Annotated in this window: 18 protein-coding genes and 2 tRNA genes; 9 read left to right on the forward strand and 11 right to left on the reverse strand. The window is 67.9% G+C overall.

Features of this window, described 5'->3' with window-relative positions; translation table 11 throughout:
- The first annotated feature begins 114 nt into the window (after window positions 1–114).
- The 5 genes from BST28156_RS02500 (at window position 115) to BST28156_RS02520 (ending at window position 3,938) form a co-directional block, all read left to right on the forward strand.
- On the forward strand, window positions 115–1,683 hold the full coding sequence (locus BST28156_RS02500) for a protein adenylyltransferase SelO (protein ID WP_174901390.1): 1,569 nt from the start codon (window positions 115–117) through the stop codon (window positions 1,681–1,683).
- A gap of 37 nt (window positions 1,684–1,720) precedes the next feature.
- The gene (msrB, locus tag BST28156_RS02505) at window positions 1,721–2,152 is read left to right on the forward strand and encodes a peptide-methionine (R)-S-oxide reductase MsrB (RefSeq protein ID WP_174901391.1); all 432 of its coding nucleotides are present in this window, start codon (window positions 1,721–1,723) and stop codon (window positions 2,150–2,152) included.
- A gap of 144 nt (window positions 2,153–2,296) precedes the next feature.
- Window positions 2,297–2,827 carry a septation protein A gene (locus BST28156_RS02510; RefSeq protein WP_006402253.1) on the forward strand — a complete coding sequence of 177 codons (531 nt, stop codon included), beginning with the start codon at window positions 2,297–2,299 and terminating at the stop codon, window positions 2,825–2,827.
- Between the two features lies 1 nt (window position 2,828).
- Window positions 2,829–3,146: a BolA family protein gene (locus BST28156_RS02515; protein ID WP_040127570.1), complete on the forward strand. Its 318-nt coding sequence runs from the start codon at window positions 2,829–2,831 to the stop codon at window positions 3,144–3,146.
- 9 nt (window positions 3,147–3,155) lie between these two features.
- The gene (locus tag BST28156_RS02520) at window positions 3,156–3,938 is read left to right on the forward strand and encodes a peptidylprolyl isomerase (RefSeq protein ID WP_060239577.1); all 783 of its coding nucleotides are present in this window, start codon (window positions 3,156–3,158) and stop codon (window positions 3,936–3,938) included.
- 140 nt (window positions 3,939–4,078) lie between these two features.
- Here the strand turns inward: BST28156_RS02520 and BST28156_RS02525 are convergent, their stop codons facing one another.
- From BST28156_RS02525 to purL, 3 genes are all read right to left on the reverse strand, one after another.
- On the reverse strand, window positions 4,079–5,242 hold the full coding sequence (locus BST28156_RS02525; protein ID WP_174901392.1) for an acyltransferase family protein: 1,164 nt from the start codon (window positions 5,240–5,242) through the stop codon (window positions 4,079–4,081).
- 201 nt (window positions 5,243–5,443) lie between these two features.
- Window positions 5,444–5,989 (reverse strand): GNAT family N-acetyltransferase, encoded by a 546-nt coding sequence (locus BST28156_RS02530; RefSeq protein WP_174901494.1) that lies wholly within the window; start codon window positions 5,987–5,989, stop codon window positions 5,444–5,446.
- A 5-nt stretch (window positions 5,990–5,994) separates the two neighbouring features.
- Entirely contained in the window at window positions 5,995–10,062 is a 4,068-nt protein-coding gene (purL, locus tag BST28156_RS02535) for a phosphoribosylformylglycinamidine synthase (protein ID WP_174901393.1), read from the reverse strand.
- 39 nt (window positions 10,063–10,101) lie between these two features.
- Between purL and BST28156_RS02540 the strand changes: the two genes are divergently transcribed.
- From BST28156_RS02540 to pgi, 3 genes are all read left to right on the forward strand, one after another.
- Window positions 10,102–11,697 (forward strand): FAD-dependent oxidoreductase, encoded by a 1,596-nt coding sequence (locus BST28156_RS02540; RefSeq protein ID WP_437341281.1) that lies wholly within the window; start codon window positions 10,102–10,104, stop codon window positions 11,695–11,697.
- Window positions 11,698–11,740: 43 nt separating this feature from the next.
- Window positions 11,741–13,285, forward strand: a complete 1,545-nt coding sequence (locus BST28156_RS02545; RefSeq protein WP_174901394.1) for an NAD(P)H-hydrate dehydratase — start codon at window positions 11,741–11,743, stop codon at window positions 13,283–13,285.
- A gap of 111 nt (window positions 13,286–13,396) precedes the next feature.
- Entirely contained in the window at window positions 13,397–15,019 is a 1,623-nt protein-coding gene (gene pgi / locus BST28156_RS02550; RefSeq protein WP_174901395.1) for a glucose-6-phosphate isomerase, read from the forward strand.
- A 77-nt stretch (window positions 15,020–15,096) separates the two neighbouring features.
- Here pgi and BST28156_RS02555 read toward each other — a convergent pair whose 3' ends face one another.
- A complete protein-coding gene (locus BST28156_RS02555; protein WP_060239597.1) occupies window positions 15,097–15,798 on the reverse strand; it encodes an ABC transporter ATP-binding protein in 702 nt (233 codons plus the stop codon).
- On the opposite strand from BST28156_RS02555, the gene BST28156_RS02560 reads away from it, so the two are divergent.
- Window positions 15,797–16,471 carry an arylesterase gene (locus BST28156_RS02560; protein ID WP_059477806.1) on the forward strand — a complete coding sequence of 225 codons (675 nt, stop codon included), beginning with the start codon at window positions 15,797–15,799 and terminating at the stop codon, window positions 16,469–16,471. The genes BST28156_RS02555 and BST28156_RS02560 overlap by 2 nt on opposite strands.
- Window positions 16,472–16,550: 79 nt before the next feature.
- Here the strand turns inward: BST28156_RS02560 and BST28156_RS02565 are convergent, their stop codons facing one another.
- The 7 genes from BST28156_RS02565 to clpX all read right to left on the reverse strand — a co-directional run bounded on the left by BST28156_RS02565 (window position 16,551) and on the right by clpX (window position 26,171).
- Complete coding sequence (locus BST28156_RS02565) at window positions 16,551–18,485, reverse strand: SurA N-terminal domain-containing protein (protein ID WP_174901396.1); 1,935 nt, start codon at window positions 18,483–18,485, stop codon at window positions 16,551–16,553.
- A gap of 252 nt (window positions 18,486–18,737) precedes the next feature.
- Window positions 18,738–20,084: an MFS transporter gene (locus tag BST28156_RS02570; RefSeq protein ID WP_174901397.1), complete on the reverse strand. Its 1,347-nt coding sequence runs from the start codon at window positions 20,082–20,084 to the stop codon at window positions 18,738–18,740.
- Window positions 20,085–20,281: 197 nt separating this feature from the next.
- Window positions 20,282–21,415 carry a porin gene (locus BST28156_RS02575; RefSeq protein ID WP_060239610.1) on the reverse strand — a complete coding sequence of 378 codons (1,134 nt, stop codon included), beginning with the start codon at window positions 21,413–21,415 and terminating at the stop codon, window positions 20,282–20,284.
- A 483-nt stretch (window positions 21,416–21,898) separates the two neighbouring features.
- Window positions 21,899–21,975 (reverse strand) — tRNA-Asp (locus BST28156_RS02580).
- A 23-nt stretch (window positions 21,976–21,998) separates the two neighbouring features.
- A tRNA-Val gene (locus BST28156_RS02585) sits at window positions 21,999–22,074 on the reverse strand.
- A gap of 204 nt (window positions 22,075–22,278) precedes the next feature.
- Window positions 22,279–24,702 carry an endopeptidase La gene (lon, locus tag BST28156_RS02590; protein ID WP_174901398.1) on the reverse strand — a complete coding sequence of 808 codons (2,424 nt, stop codon included), beginning with the start codon at window positions 24,700–24,702 and terminating at the stop codon, window positions 22,279–22,281.
- A 197-nt stretch (window positions 24,703–24,899) separates the two neighbouring features.
- The gene (gene clpX, locus BST28156_RS02595; RefSeq protein WP_006489345.1) at window positions 24,900–26,171 is read right to left on the reverse strand and encodes an ATP-dependent Clp protease ATP-binding subunit ClpX; all 1,272 of its coding nucleotides are present in this window, start codon (window positions 26,169–26,171) and stop codon (window positions 24,900–24,902) included.
- Between the last annotated feature and the right edge of the window lie 82 nt (window positions 26,172–26,253).

A 26,253-nucleotide genomic window follows, 5' to 3' on the forward strand; every position in this document is an offset into this window, starting at 1 on the left:
TCGAACCGGCGGCGCCCGTCGACGGCCCGGACGGGCGTGGCGCAGCGCGCGCGAGCCGCCATGCGGGCGGCGCGGCGCCGCCTTACAATATCGGCTTACCCAGAGGCGCTCAACATGTCGTTTTCCCGAAGCGCAGCCGACCCGGCTGACACTCTCCCCGACCTCGCCGCCACGCTCGGCGCGCCCGCCGACGGCGCGTTCGTCCGGCTCGGCGACGCGTTCCATACGCGCCTGCCGGCCGCGCCGCTGCCCGCGCCGTACGTGGTCGGCTTTTCCGACGAAGTCGCACGGCTGCTCGGCCTGCCCGCGTCGCTCGCCGCGCAGCCCGGCTTCGCCGAGCTGTTCGCCGGCAATCCGACGCGCGACTGGCCCGCTCACGCGCTGCCGTACGCGTCGGTGTACTCGGGCCACCAGTTCGGCGTGTGGGCCGGCCAGCTCGGCGACGGCCGCGCGCTGACGGTCGGCGAGTTGGCCGGCGTCGACGGCCGCCGCTACGAGCTGCAGTTGAAGGGCGGCGGCCGCACGCCGTACTCGCGCATGGGCGACGGCCGCGCGGTGCTGCGCTCGTCGATCCGCGAATTCCTGTGCTCGGAAGCGATGCATCACCTCGGCATCCCGACCACGCGCGCGCTGACGGTGATCGGCTCCGACCAGCCGGTGATCCGCGAGGAAATCGAGACGTCGGCCGTCGTCACGCGCGTGTCCGAGAGCTTCGTGCGCTTCGGTCACTTCGAGCACTTCTTCTCGAACGATCGCCCCGACCTGCTGCGCCAGCTCGCCGATCACGTGATCGAGCGCTTCTATCCCGAGTGCCGCGACGCCGACGATCCGTATCTCGCGCTGCTCGAAACCGCGACGCTGCGCACGGCCGACCTCGTCGCGCAATGGCAGGCCGTCGGCTTCTGCCACGGCGTGATGAACACCGACAACATGTCGATCCTCGGCCTGACGATCGACTACGGCCCGTTCGGCTTCGTCGACGCATTCGACGCGAACCACATCTGCAACCACTCGGACACGAGCGGCCGCTACGCGTACCGGATGCAGCCGCGCATCGCGCACTGGAACTGCTACTGCCTCGCGCAGGCGCTGCTGCCGCTGATCGGGCTGCAGCACGGCATCGCCGACGACGATGCGCGCGCCGAACGCGCGGTCGAGGATGCGCAGGCCGTGCTCGCGAAATTCCCGGAACGCTTCGGCCCCGCGCTCGAACGCGCGATGCGCGCGAAGCTCGGCCTCGAACTCGAACGCGACAACGATGCGGCGCTCGCGAACCAGCTGCTCGAGACGATGCATGCGAGCCACGCGGACTTCACGCTGACGTTCCGCCGCCTCGCGCAATTGTCGAAGCACGACGCGAGCCGCGACGCGCCGGTGCGCGACCTGTTCGTCGATCGCGACGCGTTCGATGCCTGGGCGAACCTCTACCGCGCGCGACTGTCCGACGAAACGCGCGACGACGCCGCGCGCGCCGCCGCGATGAATCGCGTGAACCCGAAATACGTGCTGCGCAACCATCTGGCCGAAGTCGCGATCCGGCGCGCGAAGGAAAAGGATTTTTCCGAAGTCGAGCGGCTCGCGCAGGTGCTGCGCCGCCCGTTCGACGAACAGCCGGAGCACGAATCGTACGCGGCGCTGCCGCCCGACTGGGCCGGCTCGCTCGAAGTGAGCTGCTCGTCGTAACCCGCGCATCTCGACCGACCGATCAGGAGAACCCCACATGTCCCACGATTCCGACGACAAGACCTTCCCGTACCGGAAGGACGACGCCGAGCTGCGCCGCCGCCTCACGCCGCTGCAGTACGAGGTCACGCAGCATGCGGCGACCGAGCGCGCGTTCACCGGCGAATACACCGACACCGAAGACGCCGGCATCTACCGCTGCGTCGTCTGCAGCACGCCGCTGTTCGAGTCCGGCGCGAAATTCCACTCGGGCTGCGGCTGGCCCAGCTACTTCAAGCCGCTGAACGGCGAGGTGATCGACGAGCGGCTCGACCGCTCGCACGGGATGGTGCGCGTCGAGGTCCGCTGCAACCATTGCGGCGCGCATCTCGGCCACGTGTTCGAGGACGGCCCGCGCGACAAGACCGGTTTGCGGTACTGCATCAATTCGGCTGCGTTAAACTTCGAGTCCCGACCCGAAAACGAATGAGCGGCGCCGGGCGGATCGATGGGGCGACCCTCGCGGGGCGACCTTCGCGGCGCGGCCCCCGCGGCTTGCCGCGATCCGCCCCGGCGGCGCCCGGCGGGTCCCTACAACGGTGAAAGGCCGGCCTTTCACGCAGCTGCGAGCGCCATGAAATTCCTGTTCGATCTGTTTCCGATCATCCTGTTTTTCGCCGCCTTCAAGGTCTGGGGCATCTTCACCGCCACCGCCGTCGCGATCGCCGCGACACTGGCCCAGGTCGCCTGGGTCGCCTTCCGGCACCGGAAGGTCGACACGATGCTGTGGGTCAGCCTCGGCGTGATCGTCGTCTTCGGTGGCGCCACCCTCGTCCTGCACGACGAGAAATTCATTCAATGGAAACCGACTGTGCTGTACTGGCTGTTTGCGATCGGGCTGCTCGCCGCGCGCTATGCGTTCGGCAACAACCTGATCGAGAAGATGATGGGCAAGCAGCTGACGCTGCCGCATCCCGTGTGGGACAAGCTCAACGTTGCGTGGGCGCTGTTCTTCGCCGTGCTCGGCGTGGCGAACCTGTACGTGGTGCACAACTTCACCGAATCGCAATGGGTGAACTTCAAGCTGTTCGGCACGACGGGCGCGATGGTGGTGTTCATCATCCTGCAGAGCCTGTGGCTCACGAAGTACCTGAAGGACGAATGACATGACGGACGCTTTTCTCGATGCGTCGCCCGACGCGCGCATCGCGCTGATCGAGGCGCGCCTGACCGCCGCGCTGTCGCCTGCCTCGCTCGCGGTGCGCGACGACAGCGCGCAGCACGCGGGCCACGCCGGCGCCGCGGCGGGCGGCCACTATACGGTCACGATCGTGTCGGCCGCGTTCGCCGGCAAGCCGCGCGTCGCGCGGCACCGGCTGGTGTATGATGCGCTCGCCGATGCGATGCAGCGCGGCATTCACGCGCTCGCGATCGTGGCTTACACGCCCGAAGAATTCAACGAATCTTCCATCAAGTCTCATTAGGAATTCCCGATGATCCTGAAATCCCCCCGCCTGTGGGTCGCAGCGGCCGCGTTTGCCGCCGCGCCGGCCTTCGCCCAGAACATCGCCGTCGTCAACGGCACGCCGATTCCGAAGTCGCGCGCCGACGCGATGGTCGCGCAGCTCGTCCAACAAGGCCAGACCGACAGCCCGCAACTGCAGCAGGCCGTGCGTCAGGAACTCGTGAACCGCGAAATCCTGATGCAGGAAGCGGTCCGCCGCGGCATCCCGAACCGGGCCGACGTGAAGGCGCAGGTCGCCGTCGCGCAGCAGACCGTCGTGCTGCGCGCGATGATCGAGGACTTCCTGAAGAAGAACCAGCCGACCGACGCCGAAGTGAAGGCGCGCTACGACGATCTCGTGAAGGGCGTCGGCGGCAACCGCGAATATCACCTGCACCACATCCTCGTCGACAACGAGCAGCAGGCGAAGGACCTGATCGCGAAGATCAAGGCCGGTGCGAAGTTCGAGGACCTGGCCAAGCAGTACTCGAAGGATCCGGGTTCGGGCAAGAACGGCGGCGACCTCGACTGGTCGGATCCGAAGGCCTACGTGCCGGAATTCGCGGCGGCCGCGCAGAAGCTGCAGAAGGGCCAGATGACCGACGAGCCGGTGAAAACGCAGTTCGGCTGGCACATCATCCGCGTCGACGACATTCGCGACGTCGCCCCGCCGCCGTTCGACCAGGTGAAGGCGCAGATCGCGCAGCAGCTCGTGCAGCAGAAGCTGCAAGCGTTCGAGGAAGGCCTGCGCCAGCAGGCGAAGATCCAGTAACGCTGACGGCGAACTTCGCCGGTGCAAAGGCCGCCCCTCGGAGCGGCCTTTTTCATTTCGCGCGCGCCGGCGCTGTTCCGGCTGCCGGCTGCGCTTGCATCGCCCTTCCGTCCCGAGGCATCGCCGCGCGCGACGCCCCGCTACGCCTCCACCGCGCCCGCCCGCCTCGGCCGCCCCGTCGCGAACATCTTCGCGAAAAACGCCAGCACCGGCCGCTCGACCAGCCGGTAAGCGCCGGCGCCGATCGCGGCGGCCAGCGCAATCCCGCCCGCGACGATCCAGTCCGCGCCGATCTGCTGCCCCGCACCGTGCTTGAGCGCCGTCGCTATGCCTGCCACGACGAAACCGTGTGTCAGGTAGATCGAATACGACGCGTCGCCGAGAAACACGAGGCCGCGCAAGCCAACCGGCCGCACGCTGTCGATCAGCACCGCGCCCAGCACCAGCATGAACGCGGGGCCGCCGTAAAGCAGCGCGCGCGGCGCATGGCCGACGAACAGTTCCATCGGCGGATTGCCGACCCCGTCCGCACCGGCCAGTGCCGCGCCGAACAGGCCCAGCACACCGACGCTCGCCAGCAACACGCCGGCGCGCCACGTCGCGGCCGATGTCCAGCCCGCGCGAGCGTACGCATACGCAATCGACGCGACGATGCCGAGCAGGAATTCGACGATCAGTTGCGCGCAGGTCAGCGTCGTGACGGAAGTCGGCGCGTCGAGCAGATAGCTGGCCAGGCCGATCGTCAGGAACACGCCCGCGAGAAACGGCAGCAACAGGCGGCGCAGCCCCAGCATGATGGCGGCGGCGAATGCGAGATAAAAGTAGAACTCGTAGCCGAGCGTCCAGCCCTGTTCGAGAAACGGCCGCCAGACGCCGTCCTGGTTCGGCGCGGGCCACAGGAGGTACGAGCAGATCAGGTAATGCAGCGTCGGATGGTGCGTCTTCAGCACGGCGTGCATGCCCCACATCGCGACGAGTGCCGTGGTCCACAGCCAGTACAGCGGGTAGATCCGCAGCGCCCGCCGCCGCAGGAAGCGGCCGGCGGCCGCGCAGCCCGCCGTGTCGCGCCGGTGCGTATGGAAGATGATGAACCCGCTGATCACGAAGAACAGATCGACGCCCGCGTTGCCGATCGCGGCGAAATTGCGCGTATTGATCCACGCGGGCGCGTGATGATAGATCGCCATCGCCGCCGCGAAATGCCAGAACGCGACCAGCAACGCCGCGACGGCCCGCAGGATCTGGATCGAGTGCAGGTGCGCATGCGTGCCGCGCGAACTGCCGCCGTTGCTGTCCGATTCCATCCGGTTGCCTCCGTTCAAGCGAGCAGCGTAGCAAGGGCGGACCGCCGATTCCGTGTGCCGGGTCACCGAAACGCGATCGGACAGTCCCGGCGGCAGGCATCGGCAAACGAACGCAACGACGCGGATGTAAAAAAGCCGCCCCGAAGAGCGGCTTGCGATATTCGGCGCGGCGCGTGCATGCGCGACCGGCGCGCCGATGCGCTACACCGGATAGAACGCGTCGTGATAACGGACCTCGCCCGACGGCCGCGGCGCGGCCTCGTCGAGCGGCTGAGCGAGGAAATACCCGGCCGGCGCGCCCGGAAACACGATGTCGCCGAACGGCGCGAACCCGAAGCGCACATAGTACGCGGGCTCGCCGAGCACGACGCAGCCGCGCGCGCCGAGCCGGCGCAACGCGTCGAGCCCCGTGCGCACGAGCCCCGCGCCGACGCTGCGCCGCTGGCAATCGGGCGACACCGCAAGCGGCGCGAGCCCGTACCAGCGCTGTGCGCCGGCCGGCTCGCCGCCGATCGACACCGGCGAGAACGCAGCGTGTCCGATCACGCGCCCGTCGCGTTCCGCGACGAGCGACACGCTCAATGCGCCGTCCGCACGCAGCGTATCGACGATCCGCCGCTCGAACTGCCCGTGCTGCGGTTCGTCCGCGAACGCCGCGACGATCACGCGGGCGATCGCGTCGACGTCGCGCGGGCGCTCGTCGCGCAGCGTGACGACGTCGACCGGCGCGTTCGGGTCGAACCACACGACGATCAGCCGATCCAGCGGCGCGCGTTGCGGAACACGCGCATCCACGGGCTCGCTTCGCCCCAGCTTTCCGGGTGCCAGCTCATCGTGACCGTGCGGTGCACGCGCTCCATGTGCGGCATCAGCACGGTGAAGCGGCCGTCGGCCGTCGTCACCGACGTGATGCCGGCCGGCGAACCGTTCGGGTTGAACGGATAGCGCTCGGTCGCCTCGCCGCGGTGGTCGACGTAGCGCATCGCGACCGCGACGCGCTCGATGTCGCCCTGCTGCGAGAAATCCGCATAGCCTTCGCCGTGCGCGACCGCGACCGGAATCCGCGAGCCTTCCATCCCCGCGAAGAAGATCGACGGCGACGACTGCACCTCGACGAACGAGAAGCGTGCCTCGAACTGCTCCGACTTGTTGCGCGTGAACTTCGGCCAGGCTTCCGCGCCCGGGATCATCGACGCGATGCTCGACAGCATCTGGCAACCGTTGCAGATGCCGAGCGCGAACGTGTCGGGACGCGCGAAGAAGGCCGAGAACATGTCGGCGAGGTTCGCGTTGAAGCGGATCGTCTTCGCCCAGCCTTCGCCCGCACCCAGCACGTCGCCGTACGAGAAGCCGCCGCACGCGACCGCGCCCGCGAAATCGGCGAGCGACGCGCGGCCCGCGAGCAGGTCGCTCATGTGCACGTCGTGCGCGTCGAAGCCCGCGCGGTCGAACGCATAGGCCGTCTCAAGATGCGAGTTCACGCCCTGCTCGCGCAGGATCGCGACGCGCGGCCGTGCGCCCGTCGCGATGAACGGCGCGGCGACGTCGTCGGCCGGATCGAAGCTCAGCACCGGCGAGAGGCCCGGATCGGCCGCGTCGAGCAGCGCGTCGTATTCGGCATCCGCGCACGCGGGGTTGTCGCGCAGGCGCGCGATGCGCCAGCTTACTTCGCTCCACGCGCGATGGAGTTCGACACGCGGCGCGTCGAAGATCTTCTTCGCGTCGCGGTACACCTCGATCACGTCGCGCTCGTTGACCGTACCGATCACGTGCGAACAGGTCGACAGGCCGAATTCGCGCAGCGCGCCGAGCACCGCGTCGCGATCGGCCGCACGCACCTGCACGACCGCGCCGAGTTCTTCGGAGAACAGCGCGCGCAGCGTGCGGTCGTCGCGACGGCCGCTCGTCTGCTTCGCCCAGTCCTTCGCGTCGCCGTAGTCCGATTCGTGGTTCGCGTCGAGCGTCAGCATGTCGACGTTCAGCGACACGCCGGCGTGGCCCGCGAACGCCATTTCGCACACCGTCGCCCACAGGCCGCCGTCCGAGCGGTCGTGATACGCGAGCAGCTTGCCCTGCGCGTTCAGCGACTGGATCGCGGCGAAGAAGCGCTTCAGGTCTTCCGGATCGTCGACGTCGGGCGTCGTGTCGCCGACCTGCTGCGTGACCTGCGCGAAGATGCTGCCGCCCATCCGGTTCTTGCCGCGGCCGAGATCGATCGCGATCAGCACGCTGTCGCCGGCGTCCGCGACGCGGCGCAGTTGCGGCGTCAGGTGGCGGCGCACGTCTTCGACCGACGCGAACGCGGAGATGATCAGCGACACCGGCGCGACCACTTCCTTCGCGACGCCCTGCTCGTCCCACTTGGTCTTCATCGACAGCGAGTCCTTGCCGACCGGGATGCCGATGCCGAGCGCCGGGCACAGCTCCATGCCGATCGCCTTCACGGTGTCGAACAGCGCGGCGTCCTCGCCGGCCGTGCCGCACGCGGCCATCCAGTTCGCCGACAGCTTCAGCTTGTCGAGCGACGCGATCGGCGCGCTCGCGATGTTGGTGATCGCCTCGCCGACGGCCATCCGGCCCGAGGCCGGCGCATCGATCACCGCGAGCGGCGTGCGCTCGGCCATCGTCATCGCCTCGCCCTTGAAGCCCGCATAGTCGAGCGCGGTGATCGCGCAGTCGGCCACCGGCACCTGCCACGGGCCAACCATCTGGTCGCGCACCGACGTGCCGCCGACCGAGCGGTCGCCGATCGTGATCAGGAACGACTTGCTCGCGACCGTCGGGTGCTTCAGCACGTCGACCGCAACTTCGGACAGCGCGATGCCGGTCACGTCGACCGGCGCGCGCTCGGTCGTCACGCGCGCGACGTCGCGGTGCATGCGCGGCGGCTTGCCGAGCAGCACGTCCATCGGCATGTCGACCGGGTACGCATCCGCGCCGCTCGCCTGGTCGTCGACGAGTTGCAGCTGGAGTTCGTCGGTCGCGACGCCGACCACCGAGAACGGGCAGCGCTCGCGCGCGCAGATCGCCTCGAAGCGCGGCAGGTCGGCCGGTGCGATCGCCAGCACGTAGCGCTCCTGCGCCTCGTTCGACCAGATTTCGCGCGGCGACAGGCCCGACTCCTCGAGCGCGACCTTGCGCAGCTCGAAGCGCGCGCCCTTGCCCGCGCCGTCGACGATTTCGGGGAATGCGTTCGACAGGCCGCCCGCGCCGACATCGTGGATGCTCAGGATCGGGTTGTCCGCGCCGAGCTGCCAGCAGCCGTTGATCACTTCCTGCGCGCGGCGCTCGATTTCCGGGTTGCCGCGCTGCACCGAGTCGAAATCGAGCTCGGCCGTGTTCGCGCCAGTCGCCATCGAGCTCGCGGCGCCGCCGCCCATCCCGATCCGCATGCCGGGGCCGCCGATCTGGATCAGCAGCGAGCCGGCCGGCACGTCGTGCTTGTGCGTATGCTGGTCCGCGATGTTGCCGAGCCCGCCCGCGATCATGATCGGCTTGTGATAGCCGCGCACGGTGCCGCCGACGTTCTGCTCGTACACGCGGAAGTAGCCGCCGAGGTTCGGCCGGCCGAATTCGTTGTTGAACGCGGCGCCGCCGAGCGGGCCGTCGATCATGATCTGCAGCGGCGACGCGATGCGGTCCGGACGGCCGTACGGGCCGTGCTGCTCGTCGGGGTTGCGCTCGCCGACCGGCTGCGCGGCGTCGCGCGCGTTTTCCCACGGCTGGCGGGCGTCGGGCAGGTCGAGGTTCGACACGGTGAAGCCCGTCAGGCCGGCCTTCGGACGCGCGCCGCGGCCGGTCGCACCTTCGTCGCGGATCTCGCCGCCCGCGCCGGTCGCTGCGCCGGGGAACGGCGAGATCGCGGTCGGATGGTTGTGCGTCTCGACCTTCATCAGCGTGTGCGTGAGCTCGGTATGGCGGCCGTAGCGCTCGCCCGGCGCACCGGCCTCGCCCGCGCCGCCGCGCGGGAACCAGCGCTCGGCCTCGGCGCCGACCATGATCGACGAGTTGTCCGAATACGCGACGATGGTGCCCTGCGGGCTCAGCTTCTCGGTGTTGCGGATCATCGCGAACAGCGACATGTCCTGCGCTTCGCCGTCGATCGTCCATTGCGCGTTGAAGATCTTGTGGCGGCAGTGTTCGCTGTTCGCCTGCGCGAACATCATCAGCTCGACGTCGGTCGGGTTGCGTTCGAGCTTCCGGAACGCATCGACCAGATAGTCGATCTCGTCGTCGGCCAGCGCGAGGCCCAGTTCGACGTTCGCGCGTTCGAGCGCGCCGCGGCCGGCGCCGAGCACGTCGACGGTCGTCAGCGGCTTGGCCGGCAGTTCGTCGAACAGGTGCTTCGCGTCGTCGCGCGCGGCGACCACGCTTTCGGTCATGCGGTCATGCAGCGCGGCTGCCACGGCTGCGCGCGCCTCGTCGGACAGCGCCTTCTTGCCGCCGAGCAGGCCCGACTTCAGCGTGACCGTGAATTCGACGCCGCGCTCGATGCGGCGCACGTGCGTGAGGCCGCAATGCTGCGCGATGTCGGTCGCCTTGCTCGCCCACGGCGAAACCGTGCCGAAGCGCGGCAGCACGACGAAGGTTTCGGTCGTGCCCTTCTCGGACGCCGGCTCGAACGGCGCGCCGTAGTGCATCAGCGCATCGATACGCGCGCTGTCGTCGGCCGACAGCGGCTCGGCCGCATTGACGAAATGCAGGAACTGGCCGCGCACCGCGACGATGTTGGCGTCGATTTGCCTGAGCGTGTCGAGCAGACGGGTTTGACGGAAATCGGAGAGGGCCGAAGCGCCGGGAAAACACGAGAAGTGAGCCATGGGCTGGACTGACGTCGATGAGTCGCGCAACTGGGCGACGTGGGGCGAAAGGAAGGCCGTAATTATACCCGGAAGTCGGTCGCCCAAGACCGGCCGATCGGCGGCCCGCGCGTACCGCGACGCCGGCCGCGCGGTATCGCCCGCCAGCCGGCGCACCACGCGCCGGCCACACCGGATCGCGCGGTGCAACCGCGCCGCGCCCGGCGCCGGCGCAACCGCGCGGCGCCGGTTCCCGCGATTTTGGCGCTATCATTCGCGGTTCACCGGGCCGCGGGCCCGTCACGCGAATTCTCATCGGGCAGCGCGCGCCGCCCGTCATCGAAGCAATCCATGGATGTCATCGTCATCGGCGGCGGAATCAGCGGCGTCGCCACCGCCTACCAGCTGCGCGCAGCCGGCCACCGCGTGTGCGTCGTCGAACGCCATGCGACCGTCGCGCAGGGCGCGACCTACGGCGACGGCGGCACGCTGCTGCCGAGCCCGCTCGACGTCTGGTTCGGGCCGACCTTCATGCGCCAGCGCCAGCCGCGCGACAGCGGCATCGTCTACAAGCCGGGCTTCAACGGCGGCGTTCGCCGTTTCGTCAAGCAGCTCGGCGTGCTGCGCGAACCCGGTGCGTTCGCCGCGCAGTACGCGCGGCTGCGCCCGCTGATCGACGCGTCGCGCGACGCGATTGCCGACCTCGAGGCGCGCCTCGAACTCGAATTCGAGCAGAAAACCGGCGTCCTGCACGTGGTGCGCGATCCGCGCGACTGGGAAGCGATGCAGCCCGCGCTCGAACTGCTGCGCGCGCTCGACCTGCCGCACCGCACGCTGGACGCCGCCGCCTGCGCGGCGCTCGAACCGTCGGTGCCGGCCGAACCCGGCTTCGCCGGCGGCGTGCTGCTCGAGACCGAGCGCACCGGCAACTGCCCGCTGTTCGCGAAACTGGTCAAGCAGACGCTCGACGGACAGGGCGTGCAGTTCCGCTTCGGCGCGGAAGTCGCCGCGCTTCGCCTCGATTCGGGCCGCGTCGCGGTCGAACTTGCGCCGTCGGCCGCCGACGGGCGCGCGGCGCGTGCGCACGAAGTCGACGTGATGTCCGCCGACGCGATCGTGGTCGCTGCCGGCGCCGGCAGCCTGCCGCTGCTCGAACGGCTCGGCTGGCGCGTGCCGCTGCACCCGATGCGGGTCCATACGCTGACCGCGCCGGTCGCGTACGAGGAACACGCGCCGCACCTGAGCGTCGTCGATTCGATCAAGCGGATCGCGATCACGCGCACCCAGCAGCGGCTGCGCATCGGCGGCGGCGCCGTGCTGCAAAGCGCGGCCGATACCGCGAAGCCGCTCGCCGAACCGCTGTCGGAAGCCGCGCTCGCGCTGCTCGGCCAGGCCGTTCACGACTGGGTGCCCGGCGCCGCGAAGATCTCGGCCGCGCTGTCGTGGCAAGGCACGCAGCTGCTGTCGCCGGACGGCCTGCCCGTCGTCGGTCCGACCCCGCATCCGCGCGTATTCGTCAATTTCGGCCACGGCCCGGCCGGTTGGGGGCTCGCGTGCGGGTCTGCTAAAGTGGTGACCGACTACGTTGGCGGCGACCTGCAGCACTGGCCCGCCGACACGCTCGCCGCGCTGCGCGCCGGGCGCTTCACGACCTGACCGCCACGGGCCCGTGTCCCGGGCGGCCGCCTCCTTCGCCGCCATGACCGCTGCCCTTCTTTCTCCCGACTCCGATCCGATCGCGCTGCTGCGCGTGGCCGAGCTGCGCGCCGCGGAACGCGACGCCGCCGCCACGCTGCCGCCGCACACGCTGATGGGCCGTGCCGGCGACGCCGCCGCGCGCTGGCTGTCCGCGCGCGTCGCCCGCGACGAACGCCCCGTCTGGTTCGCGGTCGGACCCGGCAACAACGGCGGCGACGCGCTCGTCGCGGCCGCGCGGCTTCAGCAGCTCGGCGTCGCGACGCAGGCGTGGATGCCGGTGCCGGTCAAGCCGGACGACGCGCAATGGGCGCTCGGCATCGCACGCGCGGCCGGCGTGCCGCTGTCGGCCGACCCGCCCGCGTCGCTGGACGACTACGCGTGGGTCGTCGACGGCCTGTTCGGCATCGGCCTGGGCCGCGCGCTGGACGGCGTGTTCGCCGAACAGGCCGCGCGCATCGCCGCACACGCCCGCCGCGGCGGCCGCGTGCTCGCGCTCGACGTGCCGAGCGGCCTCGACAGCGATACCGGACAGATCGTCGGCGCGGGCGCGGCCGTTGCCGCGACGCACACGCTGAGCTTCATCGGCGCGAAGCCCGGCCTCTACATGGGCGAGGGCCGCGATCTCGCCGGCACGATCGAGATCGCGTCGCTCGAAGTCGCGCCGCCCGCCGCGCCCGCGGCCGTGCTGAATGCGCCCGCGCGGTTCGCGGCCGCGCTGCCCGCGCGCGCGGCTGCGTCCCACAAGGGCACGTTCGGCAGCATCGCGGTGCTCGGCGGCGACACCGGCATGTGCGGCGCGCCGATCCTCGCCGCGCGCGCCGCGCTGTTCGCGGGCGCCGGCAAGGTACACGTCGGCTTCCTCGGCGCCGGCGCGCCGCCGTACGACCCGCCGTTCCCCGAACTGATGCTGCATCCGGCCGACCGCTTCGACCTCGGCGCGATGACCGCGATCGCGGCCGGCTGCGGCCTCGGCACGCGCGACGCGGCGGCCACGCTCGTGCGCGACGCGCTCGCGCACGACGCCGCGACGCTGCTCGACGCCGACGCGCTGAACCTCGTCGCCGCGCATGCCGACCTGGCCGCCGCCGTGGCCGCGCGCGGCGCACGCGGCTGCGCGTGCGTGCTGACCCCGCACCCGCTCGAAGCGGCCCGGCTGCTCGGCAGCGACACCGCGAGCGTACAGCGCGACCGCCTCGCGGCCGCGCAGGCGCTGGCCGCGCGCTACGCGGCGATCGTCGTGCTGAAGGGCTCGGGCACGGTGATTGCGGCGCCGGACGGACGCCTGACCGTCAATCCGACCGGCAATGCCGCGCTCGCCACCGGCGGCACCGGCGACGTGCTCGGCGGCCTGATCGGCGCGCTGCTCGCGCAGCGCGTCGCGCCGTACGAGGCGGCGCTCGCGGGCGTCTACCTGCACGGGCTGGCCGCCGACACGCTGAGCGCGAACGGCGCCGGCCCGGCCGGGCTCGCGGCGGGCGAACTCGCGCCGATGGTGCGCACGCTGCTCAACCGCCTTTTTTACCCGTCGCCGCGCGCCGACACATAACGCCGCTATACTGACTGCCCCGCCGCACGGCGGCTCCCCTCGTCCGCCGGCCGTCCGATCCCGATGCGCCGGCGCGGCATTCCTCACGATTCACGCTTCACTCGAACCGCCATGACGCTGAATTCGCTCCCCGCCTGGACTGCCCTTCAATCCCACTTCGAACAGATCCGTCACGCGCGTCTGCGCGACTGGTTCGCCCCGGCGAACGATCCCGCACCGACCCGCGCCGAACGCTTCACGTTCGCGGGCGGCGGCCTCGCCGCCGACTTCTCGAAGAACCGCATCACCGACGAAACGCTCCGCCTGCTCGTGCAGCTCGCGCGCGACGTGCGCGTCGAGGCGCGCCGCGACGCGATGTTCGCCGGCGAGATCGTCAATCCGACCGAAGACCGCGCCGCGCTGCACACCGCGCTGCGCGCGACCGACCCGAACGCGCCGTTCCATGCGCAGGTGAGCGCCGAACGCGCGAAGATGGCCGCCTTCGCGCGCGCGGTGCGCAGCGGCACCTGGACCGGCTATACCGGCAAGCGCATCCGTCACGTGATCAACATCGGCATCGGCGGCTCCGACCTCGGGCCGAAGATGGTCGTGCATGCGCTGCACCACGTCGCGACGCCCGAGATCGCGACGCACTTCGTGTCGAACGTCGACGGCGCCGACCTCGCGCGCGTGCTCGAGCAGGTCGATCCCGAGGAAACGCTCGCGATCATCGTGTCGAAGACCTTCACGACGCTCGAGACGATGACGAACGCGCGATCGCTGCGCGACTGGTTCGTCGCGAAGGGCTGCCCCGAGGACGCGCTCGCGAAGCATTTCGTCGGCGTGTCGGCGAACCCGGCCGAAGTCGTGAAATTCGGCATCGCCGCGGACAACGTGTTCGAAATGTGGGACTGGGTCGGCGGCCGCTACTCGCTGTGGTCGGCGGTCGGCCTGTCGATCATGATCGCGGTCGGCCCCGAGCAGTTCGACGAACTGCTCGCCGGCGCGAACGACATGGACCGCCACTTCCGCGAAGCGCCGCTCGAGCGCAACCTGCCGGTGCTGCTCGGCCTGATCGGCATCTGGTACCGGAACTTCTTCGGTTCGCAGAGCTATCTCGTCGCGCCATATTCGGAGGCGCTGCACTTCCTGCCGTCATACCTGCAGCAGCTCGAGATGGAGAGCAACGGCAAGTCCGCGCGCCTGGACGGCACGTTCGTCGACTACCCGACCTCGGCCGTGACCTGGGGCGAACCGGGCACCAACGGCCAGCACGCGTTCTTCCAGATGCTGCACCAGGGGCCGACGATCGTGCCGATCGACTTCATCGCGGTGCTGACGCCCGAGCATCCGCTCGCGAGCCATCACCCGAAGCTGCTCGCGAACTGCTTCGCGCAGAGCGAGGCGCTGATGCTCGGCCGCACGCTCGACGAGGCGCGCAAGGTCGCCGGCCCCGGCAAGGAGGCGCTCGCGCCGCACCTGACGTTCCCCGGCAACCGCCCGACGACGACGCTGCTGGTCGACGCGCTGACGCCGCGCACGCTCGGCGCGCTGATCGCGCTCTACGAGCACAAGGTGCTGGTGCAGGCGACCGTGTGGGACATCAATCCGTTCGACCAGTGGGGCGTCGAACTCGGCAAGATCCTCGGCAAGGTCGTCGAGGCTGACCTGTCGGCCGAAACGCTCGATGCCGCGAAGCACGACTCGTCGACGACCGCGCTGATCGCGCGCGCCCGCGCGGCGCTCAAGCGCTGACGCGACGGTCCGCGCCGGCTTGCGCACGGGGCAATGTGCGCGCAAGCCGGCAGGCAGAAAAGCAGGAAAGCGCGGCGTTATGCCGCGTGCGGCGCGACGATGCGTCCCGCGTCGAGCGTGACCGTGGTCGCGCAGCGGCGCGCGAGTTCGGGATCGTGCGTGACGAGCACCAGCGTCGCGCCGTGCGTCCGGTTCAGCTCGAACATCAGGTCGATGACCGCGTGACCCGTCGCCGCATCGAGGCTGCCGGTCGGCTCGTCGGCAAACAGGATCGCCGGACGCGTGACGAACGCGCGCGCCAGCGCGACGCGCTGCTGCTCGCCGCCGGACAGCAGCTTCGGGTAATGCGCGGTGCGCTCGGCGAGGCCCACCTGCACCAGCAGCGCGCGCGCACGGTCGGCGGCTTCGCGCGCACTGACGCCGCCCTGCAGTTCGAGCGGCAGCATCACGTTCTCGAGCGCGGTCAAGTGCGGCATCAGCTGGAACGACTGGAACACGAAGCCGACCGCGCCATTGCGCAGCGCGGCGCGCGCATCCTCGTCGAGCTGGTCGAGCGCGCGGCCGAGCAGGCGAACCGTGCCGCTCGTCGCGCTGTCCAACCCCGCAAGCAGGCCGAGCAGCGTCGATTTGCCCGACCCCGACGCGCCGACGATCGCCAGGCTGCTGCCGGGCCGCACGGCGAGCGTGATGCCGTCGAGGATCGTCAGCTCGCCCGTCGCGTCGGCGACCCGCTTGCACACGTCATGGACTTCGATGATCGGATCGGTAATCTTGAACATGGACAGGACACTTCGCTGGAAAAGGCGCGCGACACTCGCCGCGCTGCTGGGCGGCATGCTGGCCGCGACCGGATTCGCACGCGCCGCACCGGCGCCGGCCGCGCCCTCGGCGCAGCCCGTGATCGTCGTGCTCGGCGACAGCCTGTCGGCCGAATACGGGTTGCCGCGCGACACCGGCTGGGTCGCGCTGCTGCGGCAGCGGCTCGCGGCCGAGCGGATCGATTATAGCGTCGCGAACGCGAGCGTCAGTGGCGACACCACAAGCGGCGGCCGCGCGCGGCTGCCCGCGGTGCTGCAGCGGCTCAAGCCGTCGATCGTCGTCGTCGAGCTCGGCGCGAACGATGCGCTGCGCGGCGTGCCGCTCGCGACGACCGAGCGCAACCTGCGCGACATCGTCGCCGATGCGCGGCGCGCGCAGGCAAAGGTCGTGCTGGTCGGCATGTACGTGCCGCCCAACTACGGGCCCGACTACACGCAGAAGTTCCATGCCGTCTATACGCGGTTGTCGAAGGATCTCGGCGTGCCGCTCGTGCCGTTCCTGCTGGCCGGCATCGAGAACAAGCCGGACATGTTCCAGTCCGACCAGATCCATCCGGCGCAACAGGCGCAGGGCGTGCTGCTCGACAACGTGTGGCCGACGCTGAAACCGCTGTTGACCAGGCCGCGCGGCTGATCGCCACGCGCGGGAAAGAAAAAACCCCGCTTCGAGCGGGGTTTTTCGATGGTTGCGCGGGAAACGGTGCTCGGCGCGTTCAGTCCTCGCCGTCCTTCGACTGGCTGGCGGTCGAACCGTACAGCTTGACCTTCGACCGGTCGCGCAGCGCGGCGAGATACGCTTCGCCTTCGCTCTGCGCTTCGACCTGCGCCATCTGCTGCTGCGCGCCCGCGAGCTGCTGCGGATCGACGGCCGAACCGGGAACCACCGCGTTCACGCGGTAGATCGCGTAGCCGTCCGCGCCGAGATCGACGCCGACGTAGGCCGGCAGCGTCTTCGCATCGACCTTGTAGACGGCGCTCAGCGCGGCCGGCGTCAGGCCCTGCGATTGCGTGCGCGAGACCTTCTGCGCGGCCGCGAAGCCTTCGGTCGACTTCGACTTCCGCAGCTCCGCGAGCTTCGCCGTGCCGTCCTTCTTCGCGAGTTCGGCCGCCTGCTCGGCGACGACCTTCTGGCGCACCGCATCCTTGATCGCGTCGAGCGCGGGCACGGTGGCCGGCTTGTAGTCGGTCACGCGCGCCGAGATCAGCGTGTTGTTGCCGACGTCGATCGCCTGCGTGTTGTTCTGGTTCTTCACCGAGTCGTTCGAGAACACCGCGGCCAGGAACTTCGGGTTGTTCAGCGGGCTCGTCGGCGGCAGCTGCGGGTTCGGCGTCGGCGTGACGGTCGCGGTCTGGATCGTCAGCTTGTACTTGTCGGCGGCCGGCTGCAGGCTCTTCGCCTTTTCATACACGGTCGACGTGAAGCCTTCCGCGTTGTCCGAGAACGCCTTCGATGCGTACTGCTGCTTCAGGCTCGCGGCGATCTCGTCCTTCACTTCCGCGAACGGCTTGACCACCGACGGCTTCACCTCGGTCGCCTTCAGGATGTGGAAGCCGAGGTCCGACTGCACGACGCCGCTCACGTCGCCCTGCTTCAGCGCGAACGCCGCATCGTCGAACGCCTTGCCGCCCGCCGTCGAGCCGCGCGTGATGAAGCCCAGGTCGCCGCCCTTCGCTGCCGACGGCGCGTCCTGCGAGTTCTTCTGCGCGATCTGCGCGAACTGGTCGGGATGCGCCTTCACGTCGGCCAGCAGCTGCTCGGCCTTCGCCTTCGCGGCCGCCTTGTCCGCCGCGCTCGCGTCGCTCGCGGCCGCGATGAAGATGTGGCTCACGCGCACCTGCGCTTCGGTGCGGAAGTGCGTCGGGTTGTCGTCGTAGAACTTCTTGATGTCCGCGTCGGTCGGCTGTGCGCTGGCAGCAGCCGCGGCCGGCGAATAGACGAGGTACTGGATCGTCGCCGTCTCGGGCGTCGCGAAGCTCTGCTTGTGCGCGTCGTAGTACGCGGCGAGCTGCGCGTCGGTCGGTTGCACCTTCGCCGCGTAGTCGCTGGTCTTCAGCACGAGCGCCTGCACTTCGCGCTGCTGCGCGGCCAGTTCCGACAGATGCTGCGCGAGGCTCTTCGGCGTAAACGCGCTCGACACGATGCTGGCCGGGATCTGCTGCAGCGCGAGGCTGTAGCGTACGCGCTCCTGGTACTGCTCGGGCGTCATGCCTTGGAACGACAGCAGCTGTGCATAGCGCTCGACGTCGATCGTGCCGTCCGGCTTCTTCAGCGACGCGATCATCGGGTCGCTCAGCAGCGCTTCGCGCACCGCGTTGTCGGACGCGGTCAGGTGCAGCCGCTGCGTTTCGTCGGCCAGCACGCGTTGCTGGATCAGGCCGTCGAGCACTTGCTTGCGGTGGTCGGGCGTATCGAACGCCTTGATGTCGAACTGCCCGCCAAGCGCCTGGCGCGCCTGGTCGATCTGCTGGCGGAACGCGCCGTCGAATTCGACCCGCGTGATCTTGTGCCCGTTGACCGCCGCGACGTTCGCGCTATCGTCGAAAAAGCCGCGGAAACCTTGGATCCCGACGAAGCCCAGCCCCGGCAATACGATCAGGAGCAGGAGCGCCATCATCAGGCGCTGGTGATTACGGAAGAAATCGAGCATGCGTGACGGGTTGTATTGGACAAAACGCCCGATATTACAACAGCGGACGGGAAAAAAGGCGAACCGGCAGGGCGGCGCGCCGATGGCGGGCCCCGCCGGATCGACCCGGCGCCCCGTCCGCGCGCCGGGATCCGCGCGTGGCGGACCGGCTCGCGGGCATATGTCCCTTTTCCCCCGGGTACGGCGGAAACGCTTCGCAGGCGGGCCGCCCGCCGCAACGGCATCGACGCGCGGCCCCGCCCGACAACCGCCTTACGCGGGATCGGCCTCCACCGCTTCGACGCTTCGTTGCGCGTGCACCGGCTTGAGCGGACGCATCAGGCCGACGGCGACCATCGCGATCAGGCCCGGCACCGCGATCGCCAGGAAATTCTGCTGAAGCGGCAGCGCCTGGCTGACCAGGAAGCCGATCACGATCGGCGCAAGAATGGCCCCGCTGCGCCCGACGCCGGACGCCCAGCCGATCCCGGTGGATTTGGCGGCCATCGGATAGAACTGCCCGGCGAACGCGTAGGTGACGATCTGCGTGCCGATCGTCGATGCGCCGGCGAGGCCGACCAGCACGAACAGCACGGGCTCGGGCACCTTCACGCCCAGCAGGCTGATCGACACGGCCGCGAGCGCATACATCGCGACCAGCACGTGCTTCATGTTGAAGCGATCGGCCAGCCAGCCGCCGCTGATCGCGCCGATCATCGCGCCGAAATTCAGCACCAGCACGAAGGTCAATGCCGAACCGAGGCTGTAGCCCGCGCTGGCCATCAGCTTCGTCAGCCACGAACTCAGCGCATAGACCATGAACAGGCACATGAAAAAGGCGACCCACAGCATTACCGTGCTGAAGCCGCGTCCGTCGGCAAACAGGCTTCGAATGCCCGGCGCGCCGCCCTTCTCCTGGCCCGCGATCGAGAAGCTGTCACCGTCCTGCGGCCGATAGCCGGGCTCGATGCGCGACAGCACGTGCCGGACGGTATCGGTGCGCCCCTTGCGGATCAGGAAGCTCATCGACTCCGGCATATAGGCGAGAATCGCGGGCACGAGCAGCACCGGCAGACCCGCCGCGATGAATACCGACTGCCAGCCGTAGCGGACAATCATCGCCTTGCCGACCAGCGCGGCCAGCATGCCGCCGACCGAGTAGCCGCTGAACATCAGCGTGACCAGCGTGCTGCGGATCCGCCGCGGCGAGAATTCGGTCATCTGCGCGACGACGTTGGGCATCACCCCGCCGATGCCGAGGCCGGCCAGAAAGCGCGCAATGCAGAATGTGACAGGCTCGTGGGCGACGCCCGCCGCCGCGGTAAAAATACTGAACAGCAGGATGCAGATCACGATCGCGCGCACGCGGCCGATGCGATCGGCGATCGTGCCCAGAAACACGGCGCCCAGCATCATCCCGAACAGCGCCGAGCTGACCATCAGCCCCGCGCCGGTCGGACCGACCTTCATCTCGGCCATGATCGAAGGCAGCGCGATGCCGACCACCGCGAGGTCATAGCCGTCGAAGATGATGATCAGCGCGCACCAGAACAGGATGCCGGCATGAAAGCGGCCAAACCGCGCGTCGTCGGACAATTTGCATACGTCGATATTTCGCATTGGGGTCTCCTTTAACCTGAGGTCCTCGTGCCGAATGCGACGATCCGGCACGCGTCCAGTTGTCTGCTGCTTGTTTTTATGTGCCTCCGTCACGCTCGTGCGGGGCTGCGCCGGCTTCGCCGGATCGCCGTTTCGCTACTGTCGACGCACCCGGGCCTCCCGGCAGAACGCGAGCCCGCACCCGTCCCGCATCGCGTTCAGAACATGTGCCGGATGCCCGCCATCACGCCGAGTTGACCGACGCCTGCGGCGGGAGTCGTGCCGCCACCGCCGGAACTCAGGCTGTAACGGGCCTGGGCGCTGTTCCACAAATACGAGCCCTGCAGATACACGGCGGTGGCCTTCGACAGGAAATAGGTGCCGCGCAGCGTCGTCATCGTCGCGCGCGTGTTCTGCTCGCGATTGACGATCCGGAAGGCCTCGCCGTCGAGCACGGCGGCTGGCGTGATTTGATACGCCGCGCCCACGAAGAACAGGTTCGACCGCACATCGGGCACCGTCGGCGACACCGTCTCGACATGACGTCCGACCCAGCCGGCGCCCAGCTTGACCGGCCCGATATTCCCGTACCCGCTGACCTGCATGCGGATGTCCTTGTCGCCCTCGTTGGTCAGCGCGAACGGCGTGACACCGTTGAAAAAGTTCGCGGCCGCGCCCGCGCCGCCGCGCTGTTCGTCGTAAGCGGCCGACACGCCGAATGCCTGCGTGTCGTACTTGATCATCGCGCTCCACTGGCGGCACTGCGTGAAATGCCCCGCGACCGAACCCGCGCAGGTGCCCTGCCCGGGCGAATTGCCGGTGCCCGCGGAATCCCGGCCGAACGAATACATCGCGCCGAGCGTCAAGCCGCGAAAGGTGCCCATGTACGCGATCGCATTGTCGCTGCGGGCATTCGGAATATACGCATCGAGCGATGCGCTGCCATAGATGTCCGGGCCCAGGATGTCCGACTCCGTGAGCCCCCAGAACGTCATCGAGTACTGGCGCCCGAACGACAGCTTGCCCCACGGTCCTTGCAGCCCGACCCATGCCTGACGGCCGAACAGCCTGCCGCCCTGCCCGAGGTCGCCGCCGCGCGGATTGAAGCCGCTTTCGAGCTGAAACACCGTCTTCAATCCGCCGCCGAGATCCTCGCTGCCGCGCAATCCCCAGCGCGACGGCACTTCGCCGGTGATGCCCGGCATGCGGACCAGCCTGTCGCCTGCCGCATTCGCGTGCGTCACATACTCGATACCCGTGTCGATCACGCCGTACAACGCCACACTGCTTTGCGCGAACGCGGGCACGCTCAGCAAGCCCAGTCCGCCAACCATCCACTTCGCAAGCTTCATCGGTCTCCACTCCATGTTGAAATTGTTCTGTTTCTTTCGGATATTGCGCACACATGAAAAGCAGACCTAATCATTGTCCGTATGATTGGGTCGGGGTTCATGTCGTTTGCGCGGCTTGCCGAGGCGACGACGCAATATACGAAGTCGCGCGCGGCCGGATAACGCCGCCCGCGCACGACTCATCGAAAGTTAAAGTAAAGCGGTGCGGCCGTCCAATACCGACGCGATCTGCATTCATACCCGACAGGCATCAGCGTAGGCTGCCTGCGGCGTGCCAGTTGGGCCGGAACCGTATCGGGGATGGCTGCGCCCAATCAATTCGCGATCCTGAATACAATCGCCAACGCAACGCCTACCAAGATCACGCTCTTCGACTAGCGCCGCGCAGGCGGCTTCCTCCGCTCCGCGGTCACGCGCCCGCAAGCGGGCGCAGCCGGAAACACAAATGAAAAAGCCCGCACGAGGCGGGCTTCTTCATTTGTTTGGCGGAGCGGACGGGACTCGAACCCGCGACCCCCGGCGTGACAGGCCGGTATTCTAACCGACTGAACTACCGCTCCTTGGTCTTGCCGAATCGCGAAACTGGTGGGTGCTGAGGGGATCGAACCCCCGACCTACGCCTTGTAAGGGCGCCGCTCTACCAGCTGAGCTAAGCACCCGTTTCCGATTCGATCTGGCTGCGATCTGCGTTTCCGCATCAACAACCAGCGAGCCTGCGATTCTAATTCATCCCCGAATACTTTACTAGCCCCGAGCACGATTTTTTTCACAAGCCTACGCGCACGATCCCGACGACGCCGATAAAAAAACCCGCGACACATGCCGCGGGTTTTCGTGAACCACCGTCAGAACGGCGTTCGGGTTCAGTGCTTGACGACTTCCGTCGAGCCGGCATCCTTCGCCGCATCGGCAACCGGTGCCGCAGCCTTCGCCTCTTCTTCCGGCGGCAGCGGCGTCGGCGAACGTTCGAGCGCGAGCTCCAGCACCTTGTCGATCCAGCGGACCGGCACGATCTCGATCGCGTTCTTCACGTTGTCCGGAATCTCGGCGAGATCCTTCACGTTCTCTTCCGGGATCAGCACCAGCTTGATGCCGCCGCGATGCGCCGCGAGCAGCTTCTCCTTCAGCCCGCCGATCGGCAGCACTTCGCCACGCAGCGTGATTTCGCCCGTCATCGCGACGTCGGCACGCACCGGGATACCGGTCAGCACCGACACCAGCGCGGTCGTCATCGCGCCGCCGGCGGACGGACCGTCCTTCGGCGTCGCACCTTCCGGCACGTGGATGTGAATGTCCTGCTTCTCGAACGCTTCGTCCTTGATGCCCAGACGTCGCGAACGCGAACGCACGACCGAACGCGCCGCCTCGACCGACTCCTTCATCACGTCGCCGAGCGAACCGGTGCGAATCACGTTGCCCTTGCCCGGCATCACTGCGGCCTCGATCGTCAGCAGGTCGCCGCCGACTTCCGTCCACGCGAGGCCCGTCACCTGACCGACCTGGTTTTCCTTCGCCGCGAGGCCGAAGTCGTACTTGCGCACGCCGAGGAACGTATCGAGGTTTTCACCATCGACCTTGATCGCGCCCGATGCCTTCTTCAGCAGCAGCATCTTCACGACCTTGCGGCAGATCTTCGACACTTCCCGCTCGAGCGAACGCACACCGGCTTCGCGCGTGTAGTAGCGGATGATGTCGCGGATCGCCTGCTCGGTGACCTCGATCTCGCCGTCCTTCAGGCCGTTGTTCTTCTTCTGCTTCGGCAGCAGGTAACGCTGCGCGATGCTGACCTTCTCGTCTTCCGTGTAGCCCGACAGACGAATCACTTCCATCCGGTCGAGCAGCGGCGGCGGGATGTTCAGCGAGTTCGACGTCGCGACGAACATCACGTCCGACAGATCGAAGTCGACTTCGATGTAGTGGTCGGCAAACGTGTGGTTCTGTTCCGGATCGAGCACTTCGAGCAGCGCCGACGACGGATCGCCGCGGAAATCCATCCCCATCTTGTCGACTTCGTCGAGCAGGAAGAGCGGATTGCGCACGCCGACCTTCGCGAGGCTTTGCAGGATCTTGCCCGGCATCGAGCCGATATACGTGCGGCGGTGGCCGCGGATCTCGGCTTCGTCACGCACGCCGCCGAGCGCCATCCGCACGAACTTGCGGTTCGTCGCACGGGCGATCGACTGGCCGAGCGAGGTCTTGCCGACGCCCGGAGGCCCGACGAGGCACAGGATCGGCGCCTTGACCTTGTCGACGCGCTGTTGCACCGCGAGATACTCGAGGATCCGTTCCTTGACCTTCTCGAGGCCGTAGTGATCCTCGTCGAGCACCTGCTCGGCGTTCGACAGGTCGTTGTTGACCTTGCTCTTCTTGCGCCACGGCAGGCCGATCAGCGTGTCGATGTAGTTGCGCACGACGGTCGCTTCCGCGGACATCGGCGACATCAGCTTCAGCTTCTTCAGCTCGGCGTCAGCCTTCTTCTTGGCTTCCTTCGGCATGCGCGCGGCGTTGATGCGCTTCTCGAGTTCCTCGAGATCCGCGCCTTCCTCGCCTTCGCCCAGTTCCTTCTGGATCGCCTTGACCTGCTCGTTCAGGTAGTACTCGCGCTGGCTCTTTTCCATCTGGCGCTTCACGCGCCCGCGGATGCGCTTTTCGACCTGCAGGATGTCGATCTCGGCTTCGAGCTGCGCGAGCAGGTGCTCGAGACGCTCGATGACCGGGAACATCTCGAGGATGTGCTGCTTCTGGTCGAGCTTCAGCGGCAGGCGCTCGGCGATCATGTCGGCGAGACGGCCCGCTTCATCGATGCCCGACAGCGACGTGAGAATCTCCGGCGGGATCTTCTTGTTCAGCTTCACGTACTGGTCGAACTGCGACACGATCGCGCGACGCAGCGCTTCCGTTTCGGCGCTGTCCGCGTGATCGGGCTCGAGCGGCATCACTTCGCTGGAGAACTGCGTCTCCTGCTCTTCGATCGACAACGCCTTCGCGCGCTGCAGGCCCTCGACGAGCACCTTCACGGTGCCGTCCGGCAGCTTCAGCATCTGCAGGATGTTGGCGATACAACCGACCTCGTACATGTCCTTTTCGGTCGGTTCGTCCTTGGCCGCGGTTTTCTGGGCGACCAGCATGATGTGCTTGCCGCCTTCCATCGCTGCTTCGAGGGCCTTGATCGATTTCGGCCGGCCCACGAAGAGCGGAATCACCATGTGCGGGAAAACGACGACGTCCCGCAGCGGCAGCAGCGGGAGCGTGATGCGTTCCGGCGGGAGAAGTTGGGTGCCTGACATTTCATTTCCCCATGAGTGGAATCAATTGTTCGGTAATTGAGGCCGCCACAACGAATTGCAAGCCTTCAAGTGCGGGAAATATTCGGTAAGAAAGTAACCACCGCGTGTCGAGTCAGAGTTACCCACAAGATAAACGAAAAAAAGCCGCCCACGGTCTCATGAACGGCCTTTTTCGCTGAACATCGTCGGCAAGCCGGTCAGTTCGAACCCGCCACCTTCGGCGTGTCCTCGTAGATCAGCAGAGGCTTGCCGTCGCCATCGATGACATTCTCGTCGATGATGACCTTGCTGACCCCTTTCATCGTCGGCAGCTCGTACATCACGTCGAGCAATGCCTGTTCGATGATCGAACGCAAGCCGCGCGCGCCGGTCTTGCGGCGGATCGCCTTGCGGGCGACTGCCTGCAACGCGCCCGGCCGGATCTCCAGCTCGACGCGCTCCATCGCGAACAGCTTGTGATACTGCTTGACGAGCGCGTTCTTCGGCTCGACCAGGATCTTCATCAGCGCGGCCTCGTCGAGCTTGCCGAGCGTCGCGACGACCGGCAGGCGGCCGATCAATTCGGGGATCAGACCGAATTTGATCAGGTCTTCCGGCTCCGTTTCGCGCAGCACTTCGCCCGCGTCGCGCTCCTGCTTGCTCTTGACCGTCGCGCCGAAGCCGATGCCGGTCTTTTCGGTACGGTCGGTGATCACTTTCTCGAGACCGTCGAACGCACCGCCGCAGATGAACAGGATGTTGGTCGTGTCGACCTGGATGAAATCCTGGTTCGGGTGCTTGCGGCCGCCCTGCGGCGGCACCGATGCCATCGTGCCCTCGACGAGCTTCAGCAGCGCCTGCTGGACGCCCTCGCCCGACACGTCGCGCGTGATCGACGGGTTGTCCGACTTGCGGCTGATCTTGTCGATTTCGTCGATGTAGACGATCCCGCGCTGGGCCTTGTCGACCTCGTAGTTGCAGTTCTGCAACAGCTTCTGGATGATGTTCTCGACGTCCTCGCCGACGTAGCCGGCTTCGGTCAGCGTCGTCGCGTCGGCGATCACGAACGGCACGTTGAGCAACCGCGCGAGCGTCTGCGCGAGCAGCGTCTTGCCGGAACCGGTCGGGCCGATCAGCAGGATGTTGCTCTTCGACAGCTCGACGTCGTCTTTCTTGTCGAGATGCTTCAGGCGCTTGTAGTGGTTGTACACGGCCACCGCGAGGATCTTCTTCGCGCGCTCCTGCCCGATCACGTACTGATCGAGGATGTCGCGAATTTCCTGCGGGCTCGGCAGATCCGACCGGGACAGGCTGGCCTCGACGCCGGCGGCAGCCGCCTCGTCGCGAATGATCTCGTTGCAGAGGTCGATACATTCATCGCAGATGAACACCGACGGGCCCGCGATGAGTTTTTTCACCTCATGCTGGCTCTTCCCGCAAAACGAGCAATACAACAGCTTCTCGCTGTTCGAACCTTTTTTGTCCGCCATGAATGTAGAGCCTCCGGACAGGTAAATGACATGATACGCCGAATACTCCGGACACCGCGCCTGGGACGCGACCGGAGCCGGC

Source organism: Burkholderia pseudomultivorans (assembly GCF_902499075.1).
Taxonomy (GTDB): Bacteria; Pseudomonadota; Gammaproteobacteria; order Burkholderiales; family Burkholderiaceae; genus Burkholderia; species Burkholderia pseudomultivorans.